General features: G+C 65.3%; 11 protein-coding genes. 5 read left to right on the forward strand and 6 right to left on the reverse strand.

Annotated elements, in window-relative coordinates:
* Positions 1 to 3: 3 nt before the first annotated feature.
* A complete protein-coding gene (locus tag EWE75_RS05660) occupies positions 4 to 1,188 on the reverse strand; it encodes an efflux RND transporter periplasmic adaptor subunit (protein WP_130155695.1) in 1,185 nt (394 codons plus the stop codon).
* A gap of 100 nt (positions 1,189 to 1,288) precedes the next feature.
* On the opposite strand from EWE75_RS05660, the gene EWE75_RS05665 reads away from it, so the two are divergent.
* Entirely contained in the window at positions 1,289 to 1,882 is a 594-nt protein-coding gene (locus EWE75_RS05665; RefSeq protein ID WP_231708230.1) for a TetR/AcrR family transcriptional regulator, read from the forward strand.
* A 191-nt stretch (positions 1,883 to 2,073) separates the two neighbouring features.
* Complete coding sequence (locus EWE75_RS05670; RefSeq protein WP_130155696.1) at positions 2,074 to 2,964, forward strand: VOC family protein; 891 nt, start codon at positions 2,074 to 2,076, stop codon at positions 2,962 to 2,964.
* Between the two features lie 95 nt (positions 2,965 to 3,059).
* On the opposite strand, the gene EWE75_RS05675 is transcribed toward EWE75_RS05670, so the two are convergent.
* The 4 genes from EWE75_RS05675 to EWE75_RS05690 are packed head-to-tail and all read right to left on the reverse strand — an operon-like array spanning position 3,060 to position 12,004.
* A complete protein-coding gene (locus EWE75_RS05675; protein WP_130155697.1) occupies positions 3,060 to 5,816 on the reverse strand; it encodes a TonB-dependent receptor in 2,757 nt (918 codons plus the stop codon).
* Positions 5,817 to 5,845: 29 nt separating this feature from the next.
* Positions 5,846 to 8,524, reverse strand: a complete 2,679-nt coding sequence (locus EWE75_RS05680) for a carbohydrate-binding protein (protein ID WP_231708231.1) — start codon at positions 8,522 to 8,524, stop codon at positions 5,846 to 5,848.
* Positions 8,521 to 9,912, reverse strand: coding sequence for an MFS transporter (locus tag EWE75_RS05685; RefSeq protein WP_130155698.1), 1,392 nt, complete (start codon positions 9,910 to 9,912; stop codon positions 8,521 to 8,523). The genes EWE75_RS05680 and EWE75_RS05685 overlap by 4 nt, the downstream gene beginning before the upstream one ends.
* 49 nt (positions 9,913 to 9,961) lie before the next feature.
* A complete protein-coding gene (locus tag EWE75_RS05690) occupies positions 9,962 to 12,004 on the reverse strand; it encodes a glycoside hydrolase family 31 protein (protein ID WP_130155699.1) in 2,043 nt (680 codons plus the stop codon).
* A gap of 122 nt (positions 12,005 to 12,126) precedes the next feature.
* Between EWE75_RS05690 and EWE75_RS05695 the strand changes: the two genes are divergently transcribed.
* From EWE75_RS05695 to EWE75_RS05705, 3 genes are all read left to right on the forward strand, one after another.
* The gene (locus EWE75_RS05695; RefSeq protein ID WP_130155700.1) at positions 12,127 to 13,170 is read left to right on the forward strand and encodes a substrate-binding domain-containing protein; all 1,044 of its coding nucleotides are present in this window, start codon (positions 12,127 to 12,129) and stop codon (positions 13,168 to 13,170) included.
* A 178-nt stretch (positions 13,171 to 13,348) separates the two neighbouring features.
* Positions 13,349 to 14,503, forward strand: coding sequence for a DJ-1/PfpI family protein (locus tag EWE75_RS05700; protein ID WP_130155701.1), 1,155 nt, complete (start codon positions 13,349 to 13,351; stop codon positions 14,501 to 14,503).
* Complete coding sequence (locus tag EWE75_RS05705) at positions 14,496 to 15,503, forward strand: GlxA family transcriptional regulator (protein ID WP_130155702.1); 1,008 nt, start codon at positions 14,496 to 14,498, stop codon at positions 15,501 to 15,503. The genes EWE75_RS05700 and EWE75_RS05705 overlap by 8 nt, the downstream gene beginning before the upstream one ends.
* A 69-nt stretch (positions 15,504 to 15,572) precedes the next feature.
* Here EWE75_RS05705 and EWE75_RS05710 read toward each other — a convergent pair whose 3' ends face one another.
* Positions 15,573 to 16,673, reverse strand: a complete 1,101-nt coding sequence (locus EWE75_RS05710) for a DUF4272 domain-containing protein (protein ID WP_130155703.1) — start codon at positions 16,671 to 16,673, stop codon at positions 15,573 to 15,575.
* Positions 16,674 to 17,131: the final 458 nt, after the last annotated feature.

Consider the following 17,131-nt stretch of genomic DNA (forward strand, 5'->3'; position numbering starts at 1 on the left):
TGGTTATTTCGCCTGTGTCTTAGCCGCATCCGCTTGCGGCTGCGCGCCTGCGGGCTTGGCATTGGGGTCCCACGGCTTGCCTTGCACCGCCGCGCCGGGACGCAGCAGCATGGCGCCTTCGACGATGACCTTGTCGCCCGGCTTGAGCCCGCCCGTCACGATCCAATTGTCACCATCCGTCCGGTTGGAGACGAGCACGCGCGGCTCGGCCTTGTTGCCGGCGCCGATCACCAGCACGGTCGGCTGGCCCTTCTCGTCGCGGCTGACCGCGCGCTGCGGCACCAGCATCGCCTTGGCCTGCGTGCCCTCCACGAGCGAGGCGCGGACGAACATGCCCGGCAGCAGCAGCCCGTTGGGGTTGGGGAACAAGGCCCGGATGACCTGCGAACCGGTGGTGGGATCGACCGTGACGTCGGCGAAGCGCAACGTGCCCTGCGCGCCATAGTCACTGCCGTCTTCCAGCTTCAGCTTCACATGCGCGTTGCCGTCGCGCGTCAATTGCCCGCTGAGGATTTGCTGGCGGAGCTTCAGCAGATCGGCGCTGGACTCCTGAATGTCGACATAGACCGGATCGATCCGCTGGATCGTCGCGAGCGCATTCGCCTGCGAAGCGGACACGAGCGCGCCGGTGGTAAACAGCGACCGGCCGATTCGCCCCGTGATCGGCGCGCGGATGGTGGTGCGGGCAAGATCGATCTGCGCGGTGCGCAGCGCCGCTTGCTGGGCGGAGACATCCGCCTGAGCCTGCGCGGCGGTGGTCTGCGCGTTCTCATAGTCCTGCCGGGCGATCGCGTTGATCTTGACCAGTTCGCCGTAGCGGCGGGCGAGCGCTGCGCTCGAGGCGATGCTGGAGCGCGCCCGCGTCAGCGCGGCGCGGGCGCTGGCGACCTGCGCTTCGTAAGGCGCCGGATCGATCCGGTACAGCGGCTGCCCCTTGTGGACGACGTCGCCCTCGACAAACAAGCGCTCCAGCACCAGGCCGTTGACCTGAGGGCGCACCTCGGACGTCTCGAACGCGGTCGTGCGGCCGGGCAGTTCCGTGGTTAACGTTACCGGCTGCTCGCGCACCACGACATAGCCGACGGTCGGAGCCTGCGGGGCCTGCTGCTGCGGCTTGCCGCCACACGCCGTCAGGGCGAGCAAGGCGCTGGATACCAACACACCGCGCATCAGCCGGTTGGAGAGCATAGAAATTCCCGCTTGAAAAAAGGAAAGAGAGCGATCACTCACAAATGGGCCGTTAGACCCACCGTTCGAGTGCGTCAACACGTTCAAGGAGAGTTGTGAAGTGCCGGTTGCCATATGCCCGCCCCCATCGCGTGCCGAGTTGCGCCGGAAAAATATCAAACAGGTGGCTCGACAGCTCTTCATCGAACGCGGGTTTCACGCAACGGGCATCGCCTTGATCGCAAAGCTGTCGGGCGTCGCCGTTCAACAATTATACCGGGATTTTCCCTCGAAAGAAGACATTATCGCAGCGATCGTCGCAGAAGATTGTGACAGATTCGCAGACCTCGCCACCCTGAATTCCGCGCTTGCGGACGATGATCGGGGGGGGCTTCGGAAATGGCTCGAATCCGCCGCTTCCCGAAAAGATAATGAGAATGATCGTCTGTTTCTCGAGATCGCCGCCGAGGCATCGCGCAACGAACGTATACACTCTATTTTTTCCGACATTAGACGCCTGATGTCCGACAACATCAGCAGAGCCTTCGCCGGCCTGGCGGGAAGCGATACTGTGCAAGACGAGCATCGCTTGCTGTCAGAGGCTTTCATGATCGTGACGATCGGTTCGACCTGCACGCGCGCCCTGCATCAAGCGGACACGCATCTGGCCGGGACGAAGTTGATCTCTTGCCTTATCGATGGGGTGCCAAGGTAAGTCGACACGTAACGGCGTTACCGGAAGTGCGGCTCGGCAGGCTCTTGCCGTTTTTGGCAATGATGTGATGCAAACGTTGCCGTTTCGTCGAAGCCAGCGGTGCGGCATCCAGGGGCGATCGGGCCGCACGGCTCGCTCTGACAGGGAGCTACACGATGATCGCAAGCCGCCATCCTATTCGGAAAGAGTCGATGAAACTGTGTCGCTTGCTCGCAGCCGCCGTCCTGCTCGCAACGCCGGTAATCGCCCCCGCCCGGACCACCGCGACGCACCCCGATTTCGCGGTCGGGCCGCAATATGATTCGACGCATGTCTATGTCGCACCGGCCGACTTCGATCGGTTCATGGCGAGTTTCATCGCCACCTTCGGCGGCAACACAAGCAAGCAGGGTGTCTTTCAGGTCACCCCGACCGCCAGCCAGACGATCTCGCAAGTGGCGATGACGCCAGTGGGCCTGGTTTCGGTGTTCGGCTTCAAGACGCCGATCCCCTATCCGTTCGGCGCGGAGCGCACCGGGTATCTCGTCACCGACATCGATGCCGCAGTCGCCGCCGCGCGCAAGGCGGGCGCGACGCGACTGGTCAACACGTTTCCCGATCCGATCGGCCGCGACGTCGTGCTGCAATGGCCCGGCGGGGTGACGATGCAATTCTATTGGCATACCGTGAAGCCGAACTACGCGCCGACGGCGACGGTCCCGGAAAACCGCATCTACCTGACCGAGGACGCGGCCGATCTCTTCATCACACACTGGCGGACTTTCGCGCATGGCGTGATCGTGTCGGACGACGCGGCGGCGCCCGGCAGCGAAATCGGAAGGCCAGACGTGCGATATCGCAGGGTGCGCCTGCGGTCGGGGTTCGGGAATATGACCGTGCTCGTCACCGACGGAGCGCTGCCGTGGCCTTACGGTCGCGAGGTGACCGGCTACACCGTGCCGGACGTGTCGGCGACGCTCGCCAAAGCGACCGAAGCCGGTGTCGAAACGCTCGTGCCGCCGCACCGCGAGGCCGACCGGGTATCGACGATGGTTCGCTTTCCGGGTGGGTATATCGCGGAAATCCATTCGAACGGCCGCTGATGGCGGGCGCGGTGCGCCCTGCCCAGTGAATAGGATGATCCGCTACCGCGCGGCGTGATCAGGAGGGCGGCGCGCCGCCCTCCTGTCATCGCTGCTTACAGGCGGAAACGCACGCCTGCGGAAATCAGGCTGGCTTCCCAACGCACGTCACGCGGATATTCCGGCGACTTCACGTAGCTGTGATACGGCGTTTGCAACAAATTGGTCGCATCCACGGTCAGCGTGATCTTCTTCGTGAGATTGTAGCTTGCCGAAAGATCAAGCCGGCCGACCGCGTCCGAATACACCGTGGTGTACACGCCCGGCGCGCCGAAGCCATCAACGTTGGCGCTGCGATAGTTATACGCCAGCCGGATACTCGTCGGCCCGAGTTCGTACAGGCCGATGACGTTGAAGCTATACTTCGACACCCCCGGCAACGTGTTTTTGCCGCCTGCGAAGTTCGCCGCCGACTGAAGCGTCTGCTGGCCATCGATATAGGTGAAGTTCGCCTGCGCACCCAGCCCACGCAGCGGCCCCGGCAGGAAGTCGAAGAAGGTCGTCGCGGCCGCTTCGATGCCCTTGATCTTGCCCGACCCGGCGTTCGACGGGCGATACGCCAGGATGTCACCGAACGGCGGCGTATTCACCACCTGCGGCAGGGAATTGATGAAGCCGTTGATCTCCCGGTAGAAGCCCGCGACCGACACCGATCCGGTGCGCGAGAAATAATATTCCAGCGACGCATCATAATTGTTCGAGCGGATCGGCTGCAGGTCCGGGTTACCGCCGTTGCCGGTATAGGAGATGTTGCCGCCGATCGTGCCCTGCTGCACCGTCAGCGTCGGGTTGATCTGGTTGAAGCCGGGCTTGCTCAGGGCTTGCGTGCGCGACAGGCGCAGCTTCAGCTTGTCGGTGAAGTGCAACTGCGCGCTGATGTTCGGCAATACGTCGACATATTGCTGCGAGGAATCGATCGGCACCAGCGCCGTCCCGTTGGCCGTCGGAATTGAGTTGGTGCCGTTCAGCTTGTTGCGCGTGATGATGACGCGTGCGCCAATCGCGCCGTCGATCGGGAAGCCGAGGTTGAAAGCGTAGTTCACCTGTGCGTAGCTGGTGAACACCTGCTCGCGCGCCTTGAAGGCCGAAAGCGGGTTGAGCTGCGGCCGCTCCGACGCCCATGCCGCCTGCGTCGCAGCATCGGCACCGGCGCGGACGAGCGCGCTGCGCACGTAACCGCGCACGTCGTTGATACGGTCGTTCAGGATGTTCGCATTGGGCGCGAACCACGACCGGAATTGCTGCACGTCCTCATTGTGGAAGCCCGGCTCGATCACCGCGCCGTCCGACACGCCGGGCACCACCGAGATCGGATCTCGCAGGCTGGCGAGCGAGGCATTGCGATCCCCATAGACCGAAGTGGCGGTGCGATCGGCATAGCGCACGCCGAACTGGAACTTCGGGAACAGCGGCGATCCGGTATCGAGCGCGATGTTGCCCTGCCACTGCCACTGCTGCCCTTCCGAGTGCTGCCGGTTCTCGTACAGGCCGCGCATGTAATAGCTGGCCGGATCAGCAAAATTGACGCCGCTCGGCGTGAAGTTGACGCCGCGATCATCGTTCAACCGCACCGCCAGCGACAGCGGATTGGCGAGCTGCGTCTGGAATTCGTAATAGGTGTTGTCCGAAATCGACTTCGTATAGGCGAGGTCGGACGTGACGACGGCGTTGCCGATATCCCACTTCGCGCCGAGCGCACCCTGGAACGTATCGGAACTGTTACGCCCTGATTGCTTGGTCGGGCCGTTGACGATGCCGAGATCGGTATCGAACGAGGCCAATGTCGTACCGTCCGGCGTCAGCACCGCATTGCGGATCGTCGGCGGATTGCCGCCGGTGGTGCTCGACTGGATCGGTACGCCGAAGAAATCATTGGCGTTCTTGTTGCGATAGGCCAGCCACAGGCCGTCCGCGTACACCGTCAGATTGTCTGCGGGCCTCCACTCCAACGAGCCATTGACGGAGGGACGCTGCCGCGTACCGCGACCGTAGAACAGGCCGATGTCCTGCGGGAACGTGAAGTTGCGGCCGACCGAGGCGGGCAGGATCTGCTGCGCGGCGGGCACATTATCCTGAAACCCCTGATAGCGGATCGAATTGAGGTAGCGCGTCTGCGTGAAGGACACGTTCACCAGCGCGCCGATCTCGCCTATGCCGGTCTGCCAGCGATTGCTGACGAGCAGGCTGCCGATCGGATCGAGCTTGCGGGATTCGGTGTTGTAAACGCCGCGCGCCGCGCCGGCGAGTTCGAAGCCCTTGAAGTCGAACGGTCGGCGCAGGCCGACGTCGATCAGGCCGGCGATGCCGCCTTCGAGATTGTCGGCGGTGGTCGCCTTATAGACTTCGACGCGCGACAGCGCCTGCGCGGGGAAGTCCGAAATGGATACCGAGCGGCCGTCGGCGGTGAAGATTTCGCGGCCCTGCACCGTGGTCTGCACGTTGGGCAGGCCGCGGATCAGCACGCCGCTCGCCTCGTCGAGGTAGCGCGTCACCTGTACGCCGGTGATGCGCGCGATCGCTTCCGAAGCGTTGTTGTCGGGGAACTTGCCGATGTCTTCGGCGACGAGCGCATCGACGATCGCGTCGGAATTGCGCTTGAGGTTCTGCGCGCTGCTCAGGCTCTGGCGGATGCCGGTGACGACGATATCGTTCGCGGGCGCCGTGGCCGCCGTCGTCGCCGGTGGTGCCGTCTTGGCATCCGTCTCCGCATCGGATTGTGCGGGCGCCTGTTGCGCGGTGGCCGGTGCGGCAAAAGCCAGCACCAACCCTGTCGCGGTGGATGCCAACAGGCGTGCGATCGTGTTCGTAGTCATTGTCTTGCTTCCCCTCGGTTTTTGTTACTTCACTTGGCGGTGGTCGCGGCCGTTCCCGGCAACGGCGTGACGGTGATCCGATCGATGTTGGGCGCGTATTTCGAACGCAGCAGCACCTGCGGCCACACCTGCGAGGCGTAGGTCTTGCCGTCCCAGTCGGGCTGTTCCTCGCCCGCGATGCGGATCGTGTTGGCGCCCGCACGCAGCGTTACCGGCACCGTCATCTCCCACCAGTTGTTGCGGTGGAAGCTGTTCGGGAAGGTCGCCAGTAGCGGCGCGGCGCCGTTCACCGCGATCCGCGCGACACGCGCGAGCGGATCGGGATTGTAATGCGTCGCCTTGGATTGCTCGTCGTTCGAGAAGCGGATCGTCAGCGCATACGCGCCCGCCCGCGCGACCGTGACCGCCGGGAAGGTCAAACTGTTGCCATTGCCCGGCGCGCCGCCGATGTCGAACACCGCGCGCCCACCGCTCGCCAGCGACGCTGCGGCGATGCGGGCGGTGCCGGCGACCTGCGCCGCCTCCGCCTCGTAGCTGCGGCCGCTGCCGGCCGGCAGGTCCGCCACGCGCAGCCGCTGCAAGCCTGTCGCACCGCTCACCGCCACCTTGTTGATGCCGGCGAGCAGGAACGCGTCCGCCGCCGTGCCAGCCGCCATGTCGCGTCCGTTGACATGCAGCACCGCACTGCCCGCGCCATCGTCCAGAGTGAGCCGAGCCAGCCCGTCGTGCGCGGCGTAGACCCAGAAAATGGTCCGCCCATCCTTAACCATCGCGTCCGCCGCGTCGTAGACCGCCGCCTGCGCTGCGGTCGGCGCCGGCGAAAGCGTGATCCGGTCCACCAGCGCATTGCCGATCGTGCGCCGCCGTCCGTCGAGGCTTCGCGTCGCCAGCGTCAGCACATGACGCCCGCGCGCAAGCGGCACCTGTGTATCGACATGGTCGAGCACCGCCGGCTTGTAGCCGAGCGGCAGGAACAGCTCGGTCTCGCCCGCCGCCTTGCCGTCGATGCGCAGGAATACGTTGGTCGGCCCCTGCGCCTCGGCCTTGGGATCCTTGTTGAACGTACTGGCGAGAACACGTAAGGCGTAACGCCCGTCCGCCGGCACATCGACCGCGAAGTCGAGCGCGGCGTCGTTGCCGGTCGCGAACCCTTCCACCGAATAGCCGCCCGAGGTGTAGAATCGGTCGACCGCCTTGGGCGAGCCTTCCGGCCCGCGCACCTTCAACCCGGCACCGTGACGGACCGCCGCTTCCGCCTCATAATCCTGCCGCCACTGCGCCATCGGCGCGCCAGCCGGCAGGTCGGCGCCAGCCGGCGTGAGCACCACCTCATACGCCGCTTCCTCACGCAGCGCAGGCAACTTGCCGTCGCCGAACGTGAGCGCGACCGTACCGTCACGCACCGCCACCGCGTGATCGGCGACAAGCGCCGGCGGCGTCGCATCGCCGAGTTGCCCGGTCCAGCCGATTTCACGCACCCGCACGCGCGCCGTCGCACCGAACCACGCCGGCACCCTGGCGAGCGACACGCTGGCCGCCCCGGTCCTGCCGCCGAACACCAGCCGCATCTGTCGCCGTGCCGGATCGAGCGTGGCGACGCCTTGCAGCGTGTAGCTCTCGTCCGGGTGCGGCGGCGTGACGGCGAGGCTGTGCCCGCTCATCGTCGCATAGCTGTTCAGCAGCCACCACTGGCCGTTGCCGCGATTGGCCTGCACGGCGGAATCGCTCAGATTCCCGTCGATGTTCCAATAGGCGATGTCCGCGTCGATCTTGGAATCCTCGATCGCGGCGATCCACTGCACCATCTGGCCGGGCACCGAGGTGTGATAATTATAGGCATATTCGTTGATGTTGATCGGCAGGTGCCGCCCCTGCCAGCGCGTGCCGGCGAACACCGTATCCTCCCAGCCGCGATAGCGGCGCACGCTGGTGCGAACGGTGGCGGGGTTGCTCAGTTCGTGCCACGTCACCACGTCCGGCACGGTGCCTTGCGCAACGGTGTGCTTCAGGAACCCCTCGACCTCGTCAAACAGGATGCTGGTGTTCGGCCCGGCGATGCGCGCGCCCGGCAGCACTTGGCGGATCAGCCGATAGGCGCGGTCCCACGCATCGAAGAACACGGCGGGGTTGGTCTGCCACTTCACGCCGTTGCAGCTCTTCGGCCCGTCCCCGAACATGTTGCCTTCGGGTTCGTTGAAGGGCGCGAAGACGATATGGTCGCGGTAGCGCGCCGGCATGCCGCGCACCTGCTCGGCCTGCATCCGCAGCTTTTCGAGGTACGCGGTCACCGACCCCGCGCAGTCCCCCGTCTTCCAATTGTACGGGAACTCACGGTTGATGTCGGTCATGTAGATGAACGTGTCGCCGCCCGACGCGTCGGTGAGCAGCGTCGATACCTCGAGCGCGTCCGCGCCGGGATGTTGCGGCCCGTCCTGCGCTTTGGTGGAGACGGTGCGTAAGGCTATCCCCTCGATCAGATTGGGGTGCGGCAGGCGCGCGTCGTACAAGCCGTAGAGCGTGCCCGACGCGCCGCCGTGGAACGGCCCGGTATCGCTGCCGAGATCGACCGTCAGCCGTTCGGGCGCGGTCTGCGCGACGGCGGGCAGCGCGCAGGAGCCGAGCAGCGCGGCGACCAGCAGTTTCGCGGCGGTGCCGGAGCGCGAGGTTGGCATGTCGGGGAGGTCCAGTGTGCGGGAGGAATGGGTCATGCCGCACGCGCCACGGTCATGCGGTCGATGGTCGCGCGGTTGAGGATCAGGCGGCTCGCGGTCACCGCCAGCGCGAGGTGCATCAGGCCGGGGATCACAGTGGAGAGCAGGCGGATGCCGGCGAGCGACAGCGGCGTCTGGTTGCCCGCGCCCGCCTTGTACGACACGATCACCAGCACCCCGCTGATGAGCGCACCGGCCAGCGCCCACGCCAGCTTCACGAAGAACTGGTTGAACGCGAAGCTCATGCCGGAGGAGCGCATGCCGAGCTTCCACTCGCCATATTGGTCGGCCAACTGGATCAGCGTGAAATGCAGCGGCAGCGTGCAGCCGAGCACGATGCAGCACATCCCCACCAGCACCAGCCACAGCATCGGATAGTCGCCCGGCACGAAATACGCGCCGAAATGCCCGGCAACGAGCAGCAGGTTCACCCAGACGTACACCGTCTTCACATCGAAGCGGCGCGTGAAGACCTGCACCACGATCGAGCCGAGCAGGCCGCCCGCGGTGGCGGTGCCGAAGAACAGCGCCTGATAGGTCGGCCCGCCGTTCAGCACATAGGTGATGAAATACAGCGCGGCGCCGCCCTTGGTGTTGAAGATGCCGATCAGCAGCAACGTCATCAGGAAAGTCAGCCGAAGCTGGTCGTTCTTCAGCGTGTTGGCGATCGCGACGCGCAGCGGCGGCTCCTCCGCGCCGGTTTCCGGCACACGCTCGCGCACGAACAGGAAGCAGATCAGGAACATCGCCACCGCCGCGAGGCTGAGGATCGCCACGCCGTCACGGTATCCGCGCGCGACATCCGCGCCGCCAAGCTGCCGGACCATGATCGGCAGGCCGACCGAAACCGTGAACGAGGCGACGGCCACCATCGCGAAGCGGACCGACTGGCACGCCACGCCCTCGCGCGCGCTGTCCGTCATGCGCGTGATGAGCGCGCAATACGGCACGTTGTTGAGCGAATAGAAGAACGCCAGCAGGAAGTAGGTCGCCGCCGCATAGGCGACCTTGCCGTCATAGCCGAAGTTCGGCGACTGGAAGGTGAGAAAGCAACTCAACCCGACCGGAATCGCCGTCCACAACAGATACGGTCGGAACTTGCCCCAGCGCGTCCGCGTGCGGTCCGCCATGATGCCGATCAGCGGATCGGACACCGCATCGAACACGCGCAGCGACAGGAAGAGGATGCCGACGATGCCCGGCGCCAGACCGAAGACGTCGGTATAATAGAAGGTCAGGAAATTGGCGATCAGCCCGGTGATGATCGTGCCGCCGGCGTCGCCGAACCCGTAACAGACCTTCTCGATGAACGGCACGCTGCCCACCCGCACGGTGGCGGGCGCGGTGATTCCCCCTGCATCGCCTTGCTGCGCTATCGCTGCCATGACCGATCTTCCTCTCGTGTATGCGGCCGCTTTGCGTGTCCGCTCCGTCTCAATCGTAGGTGAAAGCCGACGCCACCGCCGCGCCGGCGCGCAAGAACACCGGAATGCGATCGACCGGCGCGGCGCACCGCACGCTCGCATCGCCCGCGCGCGCTTCGCCGGTCCAGGCGTCCACCCAGTTCCCGGCCGGCAACCAGACGTCGCGCTCGGTAATGCCGGCGGCGAGGATGGGTGCGACCAACAGGTCCGGCCCGAACATATATTGGTCGTCCAACGCCCAGCAGCGTTCGTCGCCCGGATGGTCGTAGAACATCGGCCGCATCAGCGGGTCGCCCTGTTCGTGCGCCGCCGCCATCAACCCCGCCACATATGGGCGCAGCCGTTCGCGCAACGCGGCGTAGCGGCACAGGATCTGATAGACCGGCTCGCCGAAACTCCACAGTTCGTTGCCGGCACCCGTGTCGCACTGCGCCACGCCATCGCGGAACGGTTCTGCCGGCGGCGTGATCGGGTCGCGGTGGCCGTGCATGCGCAGGACCGGCGTGAACACCGCCCACTGGAACCAGCGCACCATCAGTTCGTGGAAGGCCGGATCTTCGACGTCGCCACCGTGGAAGCCCCCGATATCGGTGGTCCACCACGGGATACCCGCCATCCCCATGTTCAGGCCGGCGCTCAACTGGTTGCGCATCGCCTCGAACGAGCTGTGGATGTCGCCCGACCAAACCAAAGCGCCATAGCGCTGGCTGCCCGCCCACGCGCAGCGGATCAGGCTGACGACCTCGCGCTCGCCCTCCTCGCGCAGACCGTCCGCCACCGCCTGCGCATAATGCAGCGGATAGGCATTGCCGACCGCGAGCACCTCACCGGCGTGATAGCGGTAATTGTCGAAATCATACGCGCCATATTCGGGTTCGGCTTCGTCCAGCCAGAACAGGCCGACGCCCTGATCGCGGTAGTTGCGCTTCAACTTATCCCACAGGAACGCGCGCGCACCCGGGTGCGTCGTGTCGATGAATCGCGTGTTGCCGAGAAACTCCTGCTGCACGTCGACGCCGCGGTTGGCGCGGACGAGATAGCCCTTCTCCGCCATCTCCGCGTAATTCTCCGATCGCGGATCGACCGTCGGCCACACCGAGACCAGCAGTTCGGTGCCCATCGCCTTCAGCTCGGCGGCCATCGCGGCAGGATCGGGCCATTCGCGCGGATCGAACCGCCAGTCACCCTGTACCGGCCAATGGAAGAAATCCGCGACGATCACCGCGAGCGGGATGCCGCGCCGCCGATACTCGCGCGCGACGTCGAGCAGTTCGTCCTGCGTGCGGTAGCGCAGCTTGCTCTGCCACAGGCCGAGCGCGAAATCCGGCATGTTCGGCACGGTGCCGGTCACCGCCGCATAATTGCGCACCAGCCCGGCGGGCGTATCGGCGGCGGTGATCCAGTAATCCACCTCGCGCGCGGCGCGCGATGTCCAGGTCGCGCCGTTCGCCGCGAAATGCACGTCGCCAATCGCGGGGCTGTTCCACAACAGGCCATAGCCTTCGCTGGAGACGACATAGGGCACGCTTGCCTGCGAATTGCGTTGCGCCAGTTCGAGCAAGCAGCCCGCGAGATCCAGGTTCGCCTGCTGATATTGCCCCATGCCGAACAGCCGCTCGCCCGGCTTCGCCTCGAACCGGACGGTGATGCGCGACGTCTCACCCGACAGCGGCTTGAACTCACGGCCAGCGATGCCGAGCGCGCTGATCGTTCGCACGTCGTCCTTGCCGACCGTCCAGAACTTCGTCACCGTATCGCGCTGCCGCCACTTTTCCTCGAGCAGCAGCCGCCCGTCGGCGTTCAGGAACCGTACCCTGCCCTGAAGATCCACTTCCGCGACGATCCGGCCGTTTTCGATGCGGGCGATCGCGCCGTCACGGCTGACGACCGGAACGGGCGTGGCGACGTCGAGCAGCGCGCCCGGGCTTGCCGGACGCTCGGCATGCGCGGAGGCGCGCAGCCGCAAGCCATCCTGGCCATGCGCCTCGATCCGCAGCCACGCGCCGTCGTAAGACCAGGCGATAGCGCGCGATTCCAGAATTAGCGTATCCAAACGGCCATCCCCTCGGGTCGTCTTGCATGCGACCGTAAACGTTTCCGGTACTCGCTTTGATTGCTCCCGCTCCGTATGTCAATCCGCTTGCGTATTTGCCGCGCAGGCTGAAATGAGGGCGGATGGACATCCGTGCTCTGGCCAGTCATCTCGGCTTATCAATCGGCACGGTTTCGCGTGCCCTGAACGACCGCAAGGACGTCAACGCACAGACGCGCCAGCGCGTGATCGAGGCCGCGAGTACGCTCGGCTACACGCCGAACCAGTCGGGCCGGACGCTGCGCAGCGGCCGCACGGGCACGGTGGGGTTCATGCTGACGCTCGAGCATGACAGTGCCGTGTACGGTGAACCGTTCTTCATGGCGCTGTGGGAAGGCGTTCAGACCGGCCTCACCGAACAGGGCCTCGATCTCGTCATCCTGCTGGCGCGCAAGGGCGAGGACGGCCTTACCTTCCTGCGTCGGCACGTTTCGCGTGGCACTGCGGACGCGTGGCTGCTCTCGGCGACTCAGGTTCACGACGAGCGTATCGCGTTCCTGCAAGACCGGAACATCCCGTTCGTCGCGCTCGGCCGATCCGAGACGGAGCGCCCGTTCGCCTGGATCGATCTCGATTTCGAAGCCGTCGTCGCCGATGCCATCGCGCTGTTCGCCGCCGCCGGGCATCGTCGTATCGGCCTGGTCGCGCCTCCCGCCACGATCAACAACAGCCAGATCGTCATCGACTGCTACAAAGCGGCGCTCGACGCGGCAGGCATAGCCTATGATTCCGCGCTGATTCACAACGGCGAAACCGATGAAAACGACGGCGAGTCCGCCGCGCGCGAGTTGATGATGTTGCCCGACAGGCCGTCGGCGTTGCTGCTGATGGGCGAAACCGCGCCGGTGGGCGCCTATCGCGCGCTGCGCGCGCTTGGATTGGAGCCGGGGCAGGACATCGCCGTGATCGGGCTGCGAGACAATCCCGCCTGTCGTGGCCTTGTACCACAGCTCACATGCTTCACTCTGGATTTGGAAGCACTCGGGCTGGCGCTTGCCGGGGCCGTCGCCGAAACACTGGCTGGTCACGGAACCGCACAGGTTTCCCATTTGCAACGGCGATGGCCAATGGCGCCCCGCATCGGCGGTAGTCATGACGTGCAAAAAGCGGTGGCTCGGTTCGCCTGAACAGCTCGACGCGATTGCTAAGGGGCGCGTCTGCCGGTCTCATGCCGCTGCGAGAAGCGGGAATCCCCGTTCTGGAACGCCCTCCCTTCAGCGCTGGCAGAAAATGACGGAAGATCGGCATTTGCGCCGAACGGGATTCGGTCGAAGCGCGTGACGACGCTCCTTCGAAAGGCTCACCATGTTCCCCAGTCGCGGCACCCGCCCCCACATCCTTATGCTTTCTGTGGCGGGCCTTATCGTCGGATGCGGTTCGGTAGCCGCCGATCGCACGGCGGCGGCGCCCAAGCGGCAGAGTGTCGCTGCACAAGCCGGCGACGAACGCATCATTCCGTACCGCGCACGCTTCGGCCGAACGCGGCCGATCATCGCCGTCGTTGGCGAGAATAGCGGTACCGAACTGACCGACTATGTCATTCCTTATGGTATCCTGCGCCAGGCTGATGTCGGCGAGGTCGTGGCGGTCGCCACGAAGCCCGGGCCAATGACAATGCGACCCGCGCTGCGCCTCCAGCCGCAAGGGTCGATCGCCGATTTCGACGCCCGCTACCCGGACGGTGCCGACTATGTCGTGGTCCCGGCGGTGGTCCGGCGCGACGATCCCGCATTGCTCGCCTGGATCAAAGCGCAGGCGGCGAAGGGAAGCACCCTGGTCAGCATCTGCGACGGCGCGCTCGTGGTCGCCGCCACCGGCGCGATGGACGGGCATCGCGCCACCGCCCATTGGGCAACGGCGGAGTACCGTCGCAAGCGCTATCCCAACATCCGTTGGGTCGATGATAGACGCTATGTCGCAGACGGGACGATCGTCTCCAGCGCGGGGATCAGCGCCGCCATTCCAACCTCGCTTGCGCTTGTCGAGGCCATTGCCGGGCAGGCGCGTGCGGCCAAAGTTGCGGCCGAGATCGGCGCGTCGGACTGGAGCCCCAGCCATGACAGCCGGCGCTTCCACCCAAAGCTCGGGCGGAACCTGTCCGCGTTTGCGGCGACGGAATATCTGAACCGCTGGTTTCACACGTCGCAAGGCGTGGCCATTCCCGTTGGCCCGGGTGTGGATGAGGTCACCCTGGCGTTCACGGCGGATGCGTACAGCAGGACTGGGCGGAGCCATGCCTATGCAATCGGTGGCGGCGAGGCACCCGTCGAGACGCTGCACGGCCTGACCATCCTCCCCGATCATCCAACTGTCGGGTCGATGACGCGCACCGTGACCCTTGCTACTGGTCAATCCGCGCTTGCCCTGAACCATGTGCTGGCAGACATCGCCGGGATCTACGGGAGACAGACGGCCTATGGCGTGGCGCTTGGATTCGAGTATCCCGGCTTCCATGATTGACCGCAGGATCGACAGCCCGGTCGGACCGGGACCGCAGCCGCTGCGAGTCGTCCTGCTCGCCTATGACGGCATGAACCTGCTCGACCTTGCCGGACCCTTGCAGGCGCTCACAACGGCCAATCGCAGCGCCGTCGCCGGAGACCCCGCGCGGTACGAAACGATCGTGGCGTCGGGTCGCGGCGGTCCGGTCGTCACCAGCTCAGGGCTGCCGGTCGTCACGGTTCCGGTCACCGCGCTCGGCGATGTACCCATCGACACGCTCATCGCGCCCGGCGGGTGCTGGGGCGAGGAGTTCGACGTCGAACCCGCGCTGCGCGACTTCATCATCGCCCGGGCCAAGTCGGTTCGCCGGCTATGTTCGGTGTGTACCGGGGCTTTCCTGCTTGCGGCGGCGGGGCAACTCGATGGGCACCGGGTGGCGACGCATTGGGCGTGGCTCGACAAGCTGAAGCGCCAGCACCCCACACTCGATGTCGATGCCGACAGCATCTTCATCCGGGATGGATCGCTCTGGACGTCCGCTGGCGTCAGCTCAGGCATCGACCTGACACTGGCGCTCATCGAAGAGGATTTCGGCCCACGGATCGCGATCGACGCCGCCCGACAGATGGTCGTGTTCATGAAGCGGGCAGGTGGGCAGTCTCAGTTTAGCGTACCGCTTGCCGCCCAGACGAAGGATCATGCGTTCGTCGAGCTTCACGCGTGGATGGCGGCCAATTTCGGATCAGACCTTTCCGTTCCCCGTTTGGCGGAACGCGCCTGCATGGCACCACGCACCTTCGCGCGCGTGTATTCTGCCAAAGTCGGCCAGACGCCTGCCAAGACAGTCGAGCGGATGCGGTTGGAGGCCGCCTGCCGGGCGCTTGAAGAAACGAACCTCCCGCTCAAAAGCGTCGCGGTCCAATCCGGCTACGGCGACGAACAAAGACTGCGTCGTGCATTCCAGCGCCAGTTCGGCACCAATCCGGTGACCCACCGCGCCCGCTTTTCCCGTCACTGAGGGCATGCCCGTAACCGGCATCCACCGTTATGTCGGGACGCTCTGCGCGTCGATGGCGAAGGTGCGCTGTCAGGTCGGGGTGTCGATATCGTCCCAGGCGGTGCCGAAATCGTTCTGGAAGCCGGTGAGCCAGTTCAGCGCGTGGTGGCGCTCCATCACGACGTCGCCGTTGAGGCCCTTGAGCGGAACGTCCTTCTGACGCGCCTGCCGTACGATCCAATGTTCAAGCCAGGTGCGGTCCAGTGCGTCCAGGATCTCGCCGGGCGCGCGCAGTTGCACGTCCGGCCCGTCGCCGTCGCGCGCCAGCCTCTCGACGGACGACCAGAGCAAGTCGACATCGATCATCCGGTCGCTGTCGGTGATGTCCGCCGCATCGACGCCGAGCGCCCACAACAAAGTGTTCGCCGCCTCGTAGCGCCACGTCATTGCCGCAGCGGTGGCCTGATCGGCCACACCGCCCTCCAGAAACGTCGTTTCCTCCGGCGTGATCGCCGCGAATCCAACCGGATTGCGCTCGCGCTGTCCTGCCGGGATCGGCATCATGCCGGCTCCACGCGCCTGACCCTGAGCCGCCACGTAGAACAGCGCGAGGGCACGTCGCAGCACCTCGCCCGGCGGGGGTAGGACAAGCTCCGCCGCTCCGATCGCAGGCGGCATGCTGACCGGCGGTTGCGGCTCCACGCTCGTTAGCGTCGCGCGGGTACGCTGGCGGCGTGCCACGGCATCGGCCTGATACGGCAGCGCCGCTGCGGGATCGCTGTCGCCGTCGGCGGACAGGAGGACCGCCATGTCGGGTGCGCGCACCGATCCGTCTGGAAGGAAGAAAACGGCGTTGGCCGTGCTGGCCCAGCGCTCGACCCCGTCAAGATCGCCTTCGGCAACTTCGAAGCTGACATGGTTGCGAACGCGTTGGAGGTGGCGCCACAGATGGTAGCGTCCCGCTGTCATCTGGCCGTCTCCGCGACCCAATACATAACCGATGAAGCCTTGAAGATGGGTGCCGAGTTCCGGGTCGGACAGGTCTCGCTGCCCCATGAGCGTGTGCGCGAAGTCCAGCGCCGGCAGATCGCGCACCGAAGCATAAGCGTTGACGAGGAGCGGCTCGGCGGGGGCGGAAGCTACGCTATGCTCCGGTTCGGCCTTTCCCAGCAGACGTTTCAGAAAGCTCATCACCCCTCCATGGTCGTTCGACAGGTTGATTGAGGCAGGTGCGCGCCTTCTGGCCAGCACACTGCTGCGGGTAAGTCTCTGTGAACGAACGACACCCGTCAAGCAACCTGCCAGACGCGCCGAATGTCAGCGCGCCGGCATTCCGCCGATTGAAGGTGTTTTTAGATAGACCTTGCGGCGTTGGCCCAGCGGCGGCTCGCGATCGGCTCCCTGATACCAGATAGCCCGCACATGGCAGGTCCAGATATCGACGGTTTAAGACTCTACACGCCGTTGGCCCGCCACGATTACGGGCGGAGAATCAGCACACGGGGCGATCCCGAGCGCCAAGGCTAACCCGAAAGCCTCAATAAGTCTCAGACGCAAGTGAGCATGACATCCGTCGCCACCAGCACGTCATTGTATTTTCGGAATTTTGGCGGAGACGGAAGAATTCGAACTCAGGCTGTAAGCGACTG

Origin of the sequence: Sphingomonas populi, from assembly GCF_004208535.1 — a bacterium.
In the GTDB taxonomy this organism is placed as follows: domain Bacteria; phylum Pseudomonadota; class Alphaproteobacteria; order Sphingomonadales; family Sphingomonadaceae; genus Sphingomonas; species Sphingomonas populi.